Origin of the sequence: Priestia sp. D3YE.R1 (assembly GCF_049199565.1) — a bacterium.
GTDB classification, from domain to species: domain Bacteria; phylum Bacillota; class Bacilli; order Bacillales; family Bacillaceae_H; genus Priestia; species Priestia aryabhattai.
Genome location: NZ_JBLTHW010000002.1, coordinates 166,371 through 180,839, shown reverse-complemented (window position 1 = coordinate 180,839; position 14,469 = coordinate 166,371). Strand labels below are relative to the sequence as shown.

The window sequence follows — 14,469 nt, the reverse complement described above, 5'->3', positions numbered from 1 at the left end:
TTAACGTGAAAAAATATAATATTCCAGTGGAAGCGGCACTAGAAGTCATTGGAGGCAAGTGGAAAGTCGTTATTCTTTGCCACTTAATTAAAGGGACAAAGCGCCCTGGAGAATTAAAAAGGATTATGCCGCGCGTTACACAAAAAGTATTAACGCAGCAGCTTCGCGAACTTGAAGCAGACGGCATCATTGTTAGAAAAATGTACAATGAAATGCCGCCTCGAGTAGAATATTCTTTAACAGATTACGGATGGTCTTTAAAAAGCATTCTTGATTCATTATGCTCTTGGGGAGAACATCATATTGAAAAAACGTATCCTGATAAAGAAGCTGTACTTATGCAGCCTGTAGAAGAAGTCACTGTTTCTAATTAAAAAAAGCTGACTAGATAGTCAGCTTTTTCATTGCCTTACTTTCTTTGTTTTTTCAGACGATGTACGTATTCAGGAGGAGCTCATATGACAGAACAACTTAAAAAGAAAATTAGTCTTCAAGATGCTATCAAACAGCAGCTTGCTAATAAGAAAAATCAATCTTCAAGTAAAGCTCAAAATAGCAGCACGAATCAAGCAACCAAAAAACTGACGAGTCAACAAACAAAAAAAACGAATAATCAGCGAAAGAGAACAGGTGTATAATGAACGGACAAAATAGAAAAGACGTAGCCCCTGGAATTGAAGTCGACATTGTTTTAAAAGCAGATCAGCGTTCTGGGAAACTTACACATGGAACGGTCAAAGACATTCTGACCAATTCAAGCTTTCACCCACACGGCATCAAAGTCCGTTTAACAGATGGACAAGTCGGACGCATAAAAGAAATTTATCCAAATTAAAAAAGCATGTATTCTACATGCTTTTTTAATTTACACTTCAAATAAATCTACTTATCATTTCCTACTTTTGTTAAAATAAAGAAGCACTGTCGTCTCCTTTCTTTCCCTTGAGAATTCACGCAAGGAAGAAAAAGGTGGTGGATAGTCTGAGACAAATCCTCAAGTCATTTTTCCTAGATGCTGAGAATGTTCAGCTCCTAACGGCTTACGTAGAGCTTTTAGGAGCCATAGTCGCTCTTATTTTGCTATTTTTCCAGTAGTAAAATAAGTAATCACCGATAAGTATCGTCTAAAAGGTTCTTCATCCATAAGGCCCGTGTGCTGATTGTCTTTAGGGAATGGTGTTTGGCGGCACTTCCCTATAGTAAAAAGACCGCTTCCTTGCAGAAATGGACAAGGTGTAATCAACTACGGTCGATTATGGGTGCGGGACCTTTTTCTTTATTAGTCTATGTCTTTTTTTCACTTCCCATACACAAAAATAAAAAAACCTCCGAGTTGGCGGTCTCGAAGGTTTTTTCTAGTGAATCGTTTTCGACAAATCCTCATCCGGGCTAACAAGGTTCAGATCTAATAAGGTTATGTGATGAATTTCTTCACCTTACAAGTTAAACTTGTCAAAGCTAAAAATTCATTCGCTTGTTAAGAATAACTGAACGTGCGCTCCGAATTATCATTTTTCCTAGCCTTAGTATATCATATTAGTTGAAAACAGGTAAAAAAAGTGTTCGACAAAGCTTGGCAGCAGCTCTTCACCTATTTCATATTTTTCAAAACAAAAAACATTTTACAAATATGAAGGAATTTCATACTATTAGATAAAAGATAGAAGTATTCTGACTTGGAGAGGATTTCAAATGAAGCAACCTCAGTTAGAAAAAGAAATTCGAGCCTTACAATCAGATATTTACCAATTAGCTAAGAAAACAAGCAGCTATTCTCACGGTGAGATTTTAAAATTAAGTCAAAAGCTAGATCAAAAAATTATTAGTTACCAAAAGCTTTTTAACCATACCAAATAAGAGCCGCGTAGGACTTTCACTTGCTATCCCTCAAGTACCATAAACCTACAAATAAAACAGATATGTTTTATTCGAAATAGGTACATCTCTGCTTCCCTAATTAATAGGGAAGTTTTTTATTTAGAAAATTAAAACCTTCTCTTTCCTTTGGTTAGTTGTCATACAAATTGGGTATTCAATCAGTAGGCCTTAAAACCTATCTAAGAAATATAAAGGAGAGAATGCATGATGAGTAATGGTGATACTACCGACACAAAAAAAGGCGCCGATTTACTAGTAGAAAGTTTGGCAAGTCAGAATGTGCCTTATATATTTGGCATTCCAGGAGCCAAAATTGATGGCGTATTTGATGTTTTGAAAGAAAAAGGACCAGAAGTAATTGTGTGCCGCCATGAACAAAATGCTGCGTTTATGGCAGCTGCTATGGGAAGATTGACAGGTACGCCGGGCGTTTGCCTTGTCACATCAGGTCCAGGTGCTGCTAATTTAGCCACTGGCCTTGTCACTGCTACTTCTGAAGGTGATCCAGTGGTAGCCCTAGCAGGAGCCGTTCCAAGAGCAGATCGATTAAAAAAGACGCATCAATCAATGGATAATGAAGGACTATTTAAATCTATAGCCAAATTCAGCGTTGAGGTAGAAGACGCTGCAAACGTTCCGGAAGTGATAACAGACGCCTTTCGCGAAGCTGTTTCTTCTCCTTCAGGAGCATCTTTTGTCAGCTTGCCGCAGGATGTAATGGATAGCGAAACATCAGCTTCCACTCTACCGGTTTTAAAAGCTCCTAGGATTGGCGCTGCTAATTTAGACGCTGTTGCCCAAGCTATACACACTATTCGCACAGCAAAGCTACCTGTTTTGCTTTTAGGTATGAGAGCAAGTAAATCTAAAGCAGTGGAATCAATCCGTCAGCTTGTAGCAGAACATGCCCTTCCTGTTGTAGAAACGTTCCAAGGTGCGGGAGCTGTTTCACGAGAGCTTGAAACTCATTTTTTTGGACGAGTAGGTCTTTTTCGCAATCAGCCTGGAGACGTCTTATTAAAGCATGCTGACGTCGTCTTAACAATTGGATATGACCCAGTTGAATACCCTCCTTCTCTCTGGAACTCAGAAAGTCAAAGAAGTATTATTCATTTAGATGATTTACAAGCACAAGCTGACCATCATTACCAGCCAGAAATTGAGTTAGTAGGAGATATTCCAAGCACAATTGACATACTAGCGGATAAACTCCCACATTTAATACGTTCAAAAGAAAGTGCTTCTTTTTTAAAAACGCTAAAAAGCAAACTAGAACAACCTGACGATCAGTACGAGTTTTCTAATGACACTCACCTTCATCCCCTACAGTTAATTGAAACTCTGCAGGACTTTGTTGAAGATGATACTACCATCACATGTGACGTTGGTTCGCATTACATATGGATGGCTCGTTATTTTCGTTCCTATGAACCTCAGCATTTACTATTCAGCAATGGCATGCAGACGCTAGGTGTTGCTTTACCTTGGGCTATTTCAGCTGCGCTCGTTCGCCCCCATAAAAAAGTTCTGTCCATGTCTGGAGACGGCGGTTTTTTATTTTCAGCTATGGAACTCGAGACAGCCGTTCGGTTAAACTTACCGATTGTTCACATTATCTGGAACGACCAATCCTACGATATGGTTGGCTTTCAACAGCAAATTAAATATGGCCGAAAATCTGCAGTAGAGTTTGGCAGTGTAGACTTTGTTACACTTGCTGAAAGTTTTGGTGCCAAAGGATTTAGAGTTAACTCTCCAGAAGAATTTTCGGACACTCTAGCAAACGCTTTTCACGAACAAGGCCCCGTTATCATTGATGTTCCTGTAGATTATAAAGATAATGAAAAATTAAATACACACCTACTGCCAGATCAAATTAACTGAAAGGACTGAGTAAAGAATGAGCAATAAAGAAAAATTAACGATTCACCAAACTTCCACTATGATTGCTTTATTAGACGGCGTGTTTGACGGTGTTGTCACATACAAGGAATTAGCTAAAAAAGGTGATTTCGGCATCGGTACGTTTAATCAATTGGACGGTGAAATGATTGCCTTTGACGGAGAATTTTATCATATTGCTGATGGGAAAGCCGCACCTATTAGTGAAGATGTAAAAACACCATTTGCCATTATGACAACCTTTTATGAAGATATCTCTTACCGTGTAGAAAAGGAAATGAATCGTGAACAACTAGAAACCTTAATGAACGAGCTTATTCCAAGCCCGAATCTATTCTATGCAGTTCGCATTGACGGGAAGTTTAAAGAAGTAAAAACCCGCACGGTTGCAAAGCAAGAGAAACCCTACCCCTCTATGGTAGATGCGGCGGCTGATCAGCCTACATTTACATCTTCAGATGTAAATGGAACACTAGCAGGTTTTTACACGCCAGAATATTCTTCAGGCATCGGTGTTCCCGGCTACCACCTGCACTTTATTGATGAATATAAAAACGAAGGGGGCCATGTTTTAGACGTCTCAGTTCAGGATGTTACCATTCAAATTTGCAAAAAAACGAAATTAAATCTCAATTTATCGGAAACAAGTGAATTTTTAGATGCTAATTTAGAAGACCATGATGTAGAAGAAGAAATTGCGACGGCTGAATAAACAACGATACTTTTACTGATAAAAACTCTCATCGCTGCGCATGACGATGAGAGTTTTTTATTTAATCGAGTTCAGGCTGCTTTTCTAGCACAACACAGAAACCTTCCGCCTATAAGTAAAAGGAGCCCGTGTCTTTTAAAATATAGAAAAATGGTATTTCAGTCTCTTTTAGACATCTAGCCATTCGATCCTTAAAGTTATCTAATTTAATTATGTTTTTTGCTTCTTCTAATGTAAAATATCCCACATCCTGCGTTTCATTAGAGACAGAAATTTCCCCGCTAATCGCTTTTCCTTTTAATAAAATAACAGTAGTAGACCTTTTAACATCTTGTTCTACTCCAAGAAAGTTGGTCACTTCAATAACAATTCCAGATTCCTCTTTAACTTCTCGTATACCCGCCTCTTTTATCGATTCACCTGCTTCTACAAAACCTCCAGGAAATTCCCATCCCCGTCTATAGTTTTTGACTAGAAGTACGTGATGATCTTGATTGATTACCATAACTGCTACAGCTAATTTTTGATTCAACTCTTTCTCACTCTCCTTTTAAAGCTTTAAGATATTGTTCAAGAAGGTGAAGAAATCTTTCTATATCTCTATATGTGATATCACCAATATTTGCTATTCGAAACGTTTCTAATTTATCAACTTTACCAGGATAAATGGTAAATCCTTGTTTATAAAAAAAATCATGCATAATATCAAAATTATATTTTTTATCGGAAGGCTCGATGATAGAAGTAATAATTTTAGAATGATGTGTTTCCGGAACCAAATAAGTTAACCCAAGCCGAGTAATTCCATCAGTTAAAGTAGTCCATGATTTTGAGTAGCGTTCATATCGTTTCTCAATTCCTTCCCACTGAGTTTCTATAATTGCCTGCTTTAAGGCATACATAGTCTGAACAGGAGGAGTAAAACGCATTTGTTTATTCATTTGGAAATAGCGGTACTGATCATATAAATGAAGATAAAGGTTACGAGGCTTCATTTGCTCCGTTTTTTCTAACCGGTCTTTATTTGCTATAACAAACGACACCCCTGCCATTCCTTGAAGGTTCTTATTTGCACTTGCGGCCAGATAGCTTATATTCATTTTTTTCATGTCAATCGGAACAGCTGCATACGAACTCATTGCATCCACAATCATCTCGATATTTTTCACTGCACAAAATTCTCCAATTTGTTCAATATCATTAAGAAGCCCTGTTGACGTTTCACAGTGAACAAGTGCCAGATAAGAAACGTTCATTGAAATCTTTTTTATGAAAATTTCTAAGTCGTTCATATCAATAGCCTGCTCGGCGGAGCTTTTATATTCTGCATAATTCAGCCCATAAATCTCAGCGATTTTACACATTCTCTCACCGTATGGACCGTTATTGATAATAACCACAGTACCGTTATCAATTACTGAACTTAAAATCGATTCCACTGCCGCTGTTCCAGATCCGCCGAATAATACCGTAGTATACTTCTCTGGATTCCCAACAAATTTTGTTAGTTCAGCAGAGATAAATTCCATCGTCTCCCCAAATTCTTTTTCTCTCGGGCAAATGTCCTCCACTATTTGAGCATATTTGACGGTGTCTGTGGTAGTTGCCGGTCCCGGGTTTAGAAGTATATTTCTCTTAACAGCGTGTGGAATACCTTCTCGAGCTTTAATAACCGGATAAACAATAGTAGTTGCTCTTGCCCAGTGATCTTCATCGTCCACTTCACACCATGCCAAATTGTCCAGTTTATGAATATACACATTTGTTTTTTCAGAAATTTTAACGAGGCCATATTCATAATCAATCGTTTGATTAAACTGAAATAGCGTATTTGCTTCATCACAAAGTCTCTGAAATGTAGCATAAGAGAGTTTGGTTAAACCAACTAGTTCTGCATAGATACTATTCAACTCTTCTTTTTGTTTTGACATATTCTTAAGGCTATTATTTTCATCGGCTTCGATATACACTTCATCACCAGCACCGTTCAATTTACTCGCTAGTATGACATCTGATCTCGAATGGTTTACTAATGTTTTCAATGCACTCTTTTCATAAATTACATCTGATTCCAATAGTAAAAAATCTTCTTTAATATAATTTTTAAATTGATACAGCGTAAACAGACTTCCTGTTGTTTCGTATCTAGAATTATAAACACATTTTATTTGAGGGTATCTAACCATTAACTTTTCATATTCTTCTTTCATATAACCTGTTCCAATAAAAATCGTCTCAACTCCCGCTTCTATTAACTTCGAAATGGAATGTTCAATAATCGATTTTTCATCAATCATCAAAAAACCTTTAGGGCGATTTCCAGCTCTTTTACGAATCCTGCTCCCCATCCCTGCAGCTAGAATAACAGCTGTTTTAATCATCTAAAAACACCTGCAGTCTTTCTCTGACTTCATAAGGCTTCATTTCAGGACGCCCCAGGTTCTTTTTAGATCCTTTCGCTATTTTAAGATATAAAAACGTTAATTTTTTATCGTTTTTCCACTGTTTTATATGCGTCTCTAACTCATTTAAGTTATGAACATGAATGGAATTTTGATACCCACAGGAAGAAGCAATATCTACAAAATTAATGTTATGAGAGACCGTATGTTGTCCCCCTGTAGAATCATGGGTTTGATTGTCTAAAAGAATGTGTAATAAATTTGCCGGACAATAGTAGCCGTTGGTTGCTAGATTTCCCATGCGCATAAGCAAAGCTCCGTCTCCATCAATCGTAATGATGTTCTTTTCATTTCTGCTTAAAGCTAAGCCCAAACCAATGGAACTAACGCACCCCATAGATCCAACCATATAAAAATTATTTCTTGCGTCTTCTATTTCGTAAAGCTCTCTTCCAGTTTTCCCTGTAGCGGCCACCTGAATGGTATCATTGTCTTTTAGTGAATTAACTACTTGTAATGCCTCATATCTTGAAGGTAACTCGTCGGTTGTTATCTGTTCACTTTTCATTTTAGGAGTAACGTTATTCATTGATTTTTCTAAAAGCTTAACTGGCTCAAACGTTCCTTTTTTCACAATAAAGAAGTAGCTTTCATTATTTTCAACAGCTTGATTAGCCCGCTGCAATTGTTTTTTGACTTCCGCAAAATCAGAAGATAAATATTCCCATTTTATTTTCATCGTATTTAGCAGGGCAGGAGTAATTTCTCCCATTAATTCATGCTGCGGTTCATCCGGAAATCCAGGTTCTCCGCGAAAACTGACAAATCCAAGAATAGGAATTTTAAACGGATGAATAAGAGAGGTTAAAGGGGAAACAGCATTTGCTAATCCGGAGTTCTGCATTAAAACAACCGCTTTGTTACCAGCGATTGATGCACCAGCAGCAATCGCTACCGCTTCTCCTTCGTTTGCTGCTGCTACATATTCACATTCGTTGATAGCGTAGTTAATAAGATGTTTAAGATAGGAACAAGGAACCCCGCTATAAAATTGAAAACCTAGTTTTTTTAATTGAGTTCCAAATACGGACGTACTAATCATTTTTCCCACCATCTTTTTGAATCTTTGTATACGTTTCCGTATCTATCCATGACCCCATCGTATATTTAACAGCAACCGGATGAATTAGATTAATATAATTAAAGAAATCAGAGAACGTGAGCTGAGCGAAATCTTTTCTTTGTGCCAGTTCTTCTAAAGCTCTTTTTACAATCTCAGTGCCTTTTCCGGAAACTTTCCAAAGACCAATGAATTCACCATGAATGTTTTTAGAGTTTGGATTGCACGACATTTGAATCAAGTCTACTGTTTTGGAATACAGCTGTTTGGAATAGGGAAGTTTAGCGGTTACATAAGATGTTTGATTTCCTTTTAACTCGTAATCAGCTCCTGCTACGATAGTGATATCGCCACTTTCATGAATTAACTCCTCAAAAATATGTGTTTTATACACGATGTTACTATCGCTTATTAAAGTAGCCGTTCCTAGCTTATCCCTCGCAGCATAAAGATGATATAATTCTCCTTTATGAGGAAACTCCTTGTCTTCCATAGCTTTGTTACGATCTACTTTTATACTATTTGTCACGCCGACTTTTTTTAACTGATTTATCTGCTCAGTTATTAAAGCGTCATTTGCTGATTCTTTTACCAAAATCATAGCGTTCGTGCTATGATTGGCAGAGCTTAAATAAAGTTTCTCTGCCATATCGAGCTCTTCAGCTTTTTGAAGGCGAAAAACTTCCTCAAGCGGAGAGACATTTTTTTCTACGTTAATCAAACTTTTATCGGAATAAATCTGAGCAGACGTTTTCTGCATAGCTGTAATGGAAGATCTTAAGTTATGGTTAGCCCAAATGCTCAAGCTAATTCCTAAATCACTAAATTTATCAGTTGGAACCGAATAGTATTTGGTTGGAACAATAATAACTGGAAGTCTGTTTCCCCACTCTTTCATAAAAGCTTCGATCTCTGTCATATCTGACCTTTTACTATGAATCAAAACGGCGTCGGTTCCCGCTTGGCGATAAGCTTCTGCACGCTTTAAAGCTTCTTTCAGCCCCCACCCTGCAATAAAAGCTTCTACGCGCGATACCACCACAAAATCTTCATCTTTTTGACTATCTTTCATTGCTTTAATTTTGCCGCAAAATTCATTAATATCTGCAAGCGGCTGTGCTTCACCTTTAATAAATGAGTTTGTTTTTGGAAACAATTTATCTTCAATACACACGCCTGGAATGTCTCGCTGCTCCAATTTCTTAACCAATCTTCTTGCATTATTAAAATTCCCATAGCCTGTATCGCCATCAAGAAGAATTGGAACGGATGTTGCGTCACTCATAAACTCTAAGACGTCTAATACCTGTGTCCATGAAGCCTCGTTATTATCTCTTACACCCAGTGCTGCAGATAAGGACAGGCCACTGGCCCATATCCCTTTGAATCCGGCTTCTTCTACAATCCTTGCAGATAGCGCACTGTGAGCTTCCATAATAAACTCTAGCTGTTTACTTTCTATCAACTCTCTTAGCTGTTTAGTCTTCTTCATTTCTATCCTCCTTTTACTCTTCGTTATCTGGAATGAGTTTATTTCTTAATTGTTTAAAAGTAGGTTTTTTCATAACACGATGCGTTACTTTTAATAGAAGTATTGTATTTTCATTTAAATAAGGAGCTAAAACATCGTATACTTCGTCGCCGGTATTACAGAAATAGACTTTATTAGGATCCATTCCATATTTTAAAGCTCCTGTTCCGATAGCTTTTGCCTCATCTCCTACTACAACCAGAATGTCAATTTTTGATTCCGCTGCTTTTTTTCCCATCTCTTCGTATTGTTTAATTGCATGAGGCCCTTCTCCCAGCTGAGGCATGTAGCCTAATAAAGCGATAGATCGTTTCTCTTTTGACATATCACCAAGAACTTTAAGAGCTGTAGCCATCGATAAAGGTGAAGAGTTCCATGTATCATTAATTACCGTACATTCATTCATTCCTCTTTTAAATTCCAAATGTTCTTCTACTTGTTCAAATAAGCTAAGTCTTTGTATGGCAACGGAAATATCAACGCCTACATAAAATACAGCAGCAATGGCAGCAAGTGCATTATAAACATTATGTTCACCATATCCAGGGATAAAGGCATTGTACTCTTTGTTTTTGTGCTTTAAAGTAAAGGCCATTCCTCCATTAGCATATTTAATATTCTTTGCTTGAAATTGGGAACCATCATTTTTACCTACATATACAACGCCTTTAAAAGGACTCACATCAACCACTTTCTTAATATTTTCGTCATCTGCGTTTAAAATCAAAATGCCGCTATTTGGATCTAAGCCTTCGACAATTTCAGCTTTTGCTTTCATATATTCTTCAGGTGTTTCACAATCAGCGAGATGGTGCACGCCTATATTTAATAGAATTCGTATTTGCGGCTGAAAGTAGCGGCACGCAACTTTTAGATAACCTGGATAAGCGACCGGCATCTCAAAAACAGCTACCTCCGTCGTATCATCAATACCTGTTAAATAACGTAGATTTACAGACATAGAATTCATACTCATCCACGTAGCTTTCACTTTATAATCTTCAATTAATATTTGTCGGATCATCTCTTTCGTGGTCGTTTTCCCACAAGTTCCTGTAACACCAATAACAGGAAGATCAAAGAGCCCTCGGTAGTATTCAATAAATTTCCAATAAGCATCTTCTAATTGAGCTGTTTTAACAAGAATAATATTTTCCTCTAAGTTCGTGCACAGCTCGGGTTGGTCTGTTATAACGACAATTGAATGATTTTCTTTCCAATACTTCCCTCTAATCGGTTCTCTATCTAAATGAAAGATGAGTGTATGATCCTCTATATCTCTTTTAGCGTAGTTTATAGCATGTTTAATAACGGGATTTCCTGATCCATAACAAAGGTCTCCCCCCGTTTGTTTAAGGATTTCATTTAATGTGAAGTTCTTCATGTTAAATCCTCCTTTTCTTCTTCGTAACCCGCCAGTGAAGATGCATAATTGAGTAGACGAATCCCCGCCAAAGTACGAAGCTTATAGGCTCTAATTTGTGAGAATAGACTATCTGGTTTTGCATTTATTTCGAGTAACTTTATGGAACCGTACTGATCTATACATAAATCTACTGCCAGCTCTCCAAAAGGACCCACTTTCTCCTCTACTGTTGCAACAATATTTTTAGATATTTTAGCTAATTGGTTTATAACGAACCTTCTGTCTGTTGGATCAGGGTATAAACTATTCAATATTTTACTGAGGCGCATATTCGTTTCAGAATCTTCCGTTAGCACATCTTCACCGGTGAGGCGCGCAACCATACCCGTTCGAAGCCAAATTTGTTTTTCATTTTTTTGCATATAAACCCGTATTTCTAAATTTTTATCTTTATGCTGCTTTCTGCGAATTCCTTCTTGAACAAGATAAGGATTGTTTTTCATCAAAGGGGAGAGCAAAGTAAATAGTTCTTCCATATTACTGAATTGATGAAGCTCTTTTTTATTAAGATCAAACCAAAAGATACCTGTTGGTCGGCGAACGATGCGCATGACTCCTTTACTTAAGGCTCCGCCAAGCGGTTTTAAATAAACTTCTCCGTAGCTATCAAGCATTTTTGCAATGTCAGCAGGTTTTTTTACTAGACGTGACTCCGGAAGAAACTCTTCGTATTCTTTCATAAGAAGTTGATATGTTGCCCACTTATCTCCCGTAAGCTGAAACAAATTTGAAGAATTAATAAAAGGAATTTTATAAATCGCCTGAAGTTTTGCTCTTACTTCATCTATTAAAATATTTTTTCTACCATCTATGAAATAACGATCATAAATAACAGCAGGAAAAGGAAAAAGCCCTTCACCATTAATGGTTGTTCCTTTAACCAGTTTTTTCTCCCAATCAATATCTTCGGGTTCAAACACATATACAAGCATTCGCTTTTCATTTGCTAAGCGACATAAATGGTGGAAATAAGTTGTTTGTCTTTCAAAAGGACGATTAGCAAGAATGCCAATGATAGGACCTAAAGTTATGATGCCTTCTGAAGCTGATAGCTTGGGGCACCAATCTTTTGGGAGAGATAGTTTATGACGGAGAGATTTAGAGAGTTGAACCATATTTGAATGGCGAAATGAAAAAGGATAAGAATGAACAGTTGCGGTTGATATTGCCTTTCCTGCACTAACAATCGTAGACTGCCCCTCTGTGAGGCCGTATTTTAAACGGAGCTTTTTGGGGATTTGGATAATATATCCGCGATCATAGATTTCTTCAGAAATCTTTACATTCCAATTTCCTCGAATATCGTTTGATTCATCACAAGGAATTTCTTTTTCGATCATTTCAAATAGAAAAGATAGTTCATTTTGATAGTGTGGATAGCTAGATGTTTTCATAAGATTCGCCTTGATATCTTTCCACATCCGCTTAAGAAAGATTTTATTCCCTTGATAGTAGGCACGCTGCGTAAGTGGATGAAATAAAAATTCGCTTTTTAATTCATGATGATGGGTAGCAACTAGCTGAGCAAGAGCTAAAGTAGAGAGAGTAATTCTAGGGTCGATAATCCAAGAACTTAACGTTAAATACTCAAATCCATACGGTTTTTCACGATAGCGTCCAATACCTCCATGGTTAGTTTTCCTTCTAAGTTTAGCAGTCTTAGATTCTTCTATCAGCGCTACTGGAATAGCAAGGTAGTGGTCAAGAGCTCTTAATAAAGATAAAGAAAGCGGGATGCCAAAATGGATATGCCCTCCACATTGATACCCTGAAAATGGCATGCTTCCTGCCCGAAAATGAACGTTTTTATATGGTACCTGTGCAGATGCTTTTTCTATTAATTTTTGGATATTCTCAAATAGCTCTGTTGATGAATTCGCTTTTTCAGGCCTAACTTCTACTAATGCATACTCGCCGCTATCTTGCTCTATTTGCCTTTCATCACAACCTACCGGACCTTCAACAGAAAAGAAAGTAGAAGCTGGTAGAAGCTCTCCATCGCAACTTAACATAAACTCAACATCAGCACCCATGCTAAAAGGAACAGCAGGCTTTAGCGGGTTTTCTATCCAATCGCTTTCTGATGAGTTAATATCTGTGACGATACACTCTCCATTTTCTAATACACCCATTTTAACAAAGCCGCTTTTAGCTCCTGTTACGTAGAGCGCTCGAATGGCTACGTTCATCAGCATTTCCGGTACATCCATGCTGTTTATCTGTTCTAATTTCCAACCGAAGGCTTGCGTTCGAATGGGTATTTCATTAAATACAACATGTTCACTGGTCACTACTTGTACTGTTTTTACGCTTAGTCCTTCTACTTCTAGACAATATTCTTTGTCTATTGCATATATTTTCGTAAAATAATCATATCCTTCATATATTGCTTGGTCCTTTGTATTGACGATAACAATATCTCTTCCGCTATGGTGACCATATTTCCTCCCTATCACTGGATATGAACAGGTTTTTGGGTCAACTAATTCAACAGACGGTATATTATTCAGATTAAGAGTTTGCAACGTCATTTCTTTATCAGATAATATCCCTAACTCTTCTCTCATTGGATCCATTTTAAAGCCTCCTAATTAGAACTTTCTATCGTATTTTGCTACTTTAATGCCCTATAACAATAATCAGCTACTCATATAGTATGTAACTATACAAAATACTCCTGTACATTTATCTATTTATTTCCACCGTCTCTAAAAACTTTTTATGTATTTATTTAACACGCGTAATAATTCACCGATTTTATTTTCACTGCATTTATTATAGAAAGAATAGATTTCAAACGATATAAAAGGGGAAATAGTCAATGACATTAAAATTCATTCATGGAAACTACTTAAAATACAACAAAGGAACTGGTTTTATAAGCTGTCATGTGGATGCACTTCATGCCGAACCACCCGCTGCTGATTTATTTACGGACAAAGTCGTAGAGAATTTAGTCAAGAAAACAGGATGTGCAGGAATCGTCAGTACGGTTTCCAGAACCGTAGCAGATTTAAATAGAAACCTAAATAAAGCGAACTATGAGGGGATACAAGAGTATAGAAGTACAATCCAAGAAATTGTTAAATTTTTAAAGATAATAGATAGTAATAATTGCCTTTTAACACCCTATTTGCATTTATCTTTTCATGGAATGAAGGATACACATTACGGACCTTATGCAATTGAAGTCGGGACTTTATATGGACAATCTTGCTCAAAGGAAGTTAAAGATTGGTTTCAACAGAAGCTAACTAAAAAATCTGAAGATTCGTTCCCGAAAATCCATGTAATATTTGATAATAAATTTGTGGGAAACGAATCAATTGCCTTTCACAGACAAGGTGACAATAGCGGTTATCTAGGTTACAGTCATAATTTTAATACGTTTCAAATTGAATTATCCCGGACTCTGCGTAGCAAACACAGAACTGCTATAACAAATATATTTTCCGAGATTATTGATGACTTTCAACAAACATTCGTCGCTACTTAGTT

13 protein-coding genes are annotated in these 14,469 nt (G+C 37.1%); 7 read left to right on the top strand and 6 right to left on the bottom strand.

What is annotated here, in order from left to right; translation table 11 throughout:
* Nucleotides 1-5 precede the first annotated feature (5 nt).
* The 6 genes from ACOZIR_RS13235 (at nucleotide 6) to budA (ending at nucleotide 4,492) form a co-directional block, all read left to right on the top strand.
* Entirely contained in the window at nucleotides 6-374 is a 369-nt protein-coding gene (locus ACOZIR_RS13235; RefSeq protein ID WP_013055500.1) for a winged helix-turn-helix transcriptional regulator, read from the top strand.
* An 84-nt stretch (nucleotides 375-458) separates the two neighbouring features.
* A complete protein-coding gene (locus ACOZIR_RS13230; protein WP_013055499.1) occupies nucleotides 459-638 on the top strand; it encodes a hypothetical protein in 180 nt (59 codons plus the stop codon).
* Nucleotides 638-835 carry a YwbE family protein gene (locus tag ACOZIR_RS13225; protein ID WP_013055498.1) on the top strand — a complete coding sequence of 66 codons (198 nt, stop codon included), beginning with the start codon at nucleotides 638-640 and terminating at the stop codon, nucleotides 833-835. The genes ACOZIR_RS13230 and ACOZIR_RS13225 overlap by 1 nt, the downstream gene beginning before the upstream one ends.
* Before the next feature lie 857 nt (nucleotides 836-1,692).
* Nucleotides 1,693-1,857: an aspartyl-phosphate phosphatase Spo0E family protein gene (locus tag ACOZIR_RS13220; protein ID WP_074679143.1), complete on the top strand. Its 165-nt coding sequence runs from the start codon at nucleotides 1,693-1,695 to the stop codon at nucleotides 1,855-1,857.
* A 225-nt stretch (nucleotides 1,858-2,082) separates the two neighbouring features.
* Nucleotides 2,083-3,762 (top strand): acetolactate synthase AlsS, encoded by a 1,680-nt coding sequence (alsS, locus tag ACOZIR_RS13215; RefSeq protein WP_080890166.1) that lies wholly within the window; start codon nucleotides 2,083-2,085, stop codon nucleotides 3,760-3,762.
* A 16-nt stretch (nucleotides 3,763-3,778) separates the two neighbouring features.
* Nucleotides 3,779-4,492 (top strand): acetolactate decarboxylase, encoded by a 714-nt coding sequence (gene budA, locus ACOZIR_RS13210; protein WP_045291840.1) that lies wholly within the window; start codon nucleotides 3,779-3,781, stop codon nucleotides 4,490-4,492.
* Nucleotides 4,493-4,601: 109 nt separating this feature from the next.
* Here budA and ACOZIR_RS13205 read toward each other — a convergent pair whose 3' ends face one another.
* From ACOZIR_RS13205 to ACOZIR_RS13180, 6 genes are read right to left on the bottom strand one after another with little or no spacing between them, the layout of a single operon-like run.
* Nucleotides 4,602-5,024 carry an NUDIX hydrolase gene (locus tag ACOZIR_RS13205; RefSeq protein ID WP_045291841.1) on the bottom strand — a complete coding sequence of 141 codons (423 nt, stop codon included), beginning with the start codon at nucleotides 5,022-5,024 and terminating at the stop codon, nucleotides 4,602-4,604.
* Nucleotides 5,025-5,031: 7 nt separating this feature from the next.
* Entirely contained in the window at nucleotides 5,032-6,873 is a 1,842-nt protein-coding gene (locus ACOZIR_RS13200) for a 2-aminoethylphosphonate aminotransferase (protein WP_328120418.1), read from the bottom strand.
* A complete protein-coding gene (gene aepY, locus ACOZIR_RS13195; protein WP_328120419.1) occupies nucleotides 6,866-7,996 on the bottom strand; it encodes a phosphonopyruvate decarboxylase in 1,131 nt (376 codons plus the stop codon). Before aepY ends, ACOZIR_RS13200 begins: the two co-directional genes overlap by 8 nt.
* A complete protein-coding gene (gene aepX / locus ACOZIR_RS13190) occupies nucleotides 7,989-9,506 on the bottom strand; it encodes a phosphoenolpyruvate mutase (RefSeq protein WP_045291844.1) in 1,518 nt (505 codons plus the stop codon). Before aepX ends, aepY begins: the two co-directional genes overlap by 8 nt.
* Nucleotides 9,507-9,519: 13 nt before the next feature.
* A complete protein-coding gene (locus tag ACOZIR_RS13185) occupies nucleotides 9,520-10,929 on the bottom strand; it encodes a Mur ligase family protein (protein ID WP_421535633.1) in 1,410 nt (469 codons plus the stop codon).
* Nucleotides 10,926-13,547 carry a putative amidoligase domain-containing protein gene (locus ACOZIR_RS13180; protein WP_421535632.1) on the bottom strand — a complete coding sequence of 874 codons (2,622 nt, stop codon included), beginning with the start codon at nucleotides 13,545-13,547 and terminating at the stop codon, nucleotides 10,926-10,928. The genes ACOZIR_RS13185 and ACOZIR_RS13180 overlap by 4 nt, the downstream gene beginning before the upstream one ends.
* A gap of 245 nt (nucleotides 13,548-13,792) precedes the next feature.
* Between ACOZIR_RS13180 and ACOZIR_RS13175 the strand changes: the two genes are divergently transcribed.
* Nucleotides 13,793-14,467, top strand: a complete 675-nt coding sequence (locus ACOZIR_RS13175) for a hypothetical protein (RefSeq protein WP_045291847.1) — start codon at nucleotides 13,793-13,795, stop codon at nucleotides 14,465-14,467.
* Nucleotides 14,468-14,469 lie beyond the last annotated feature (2 nt).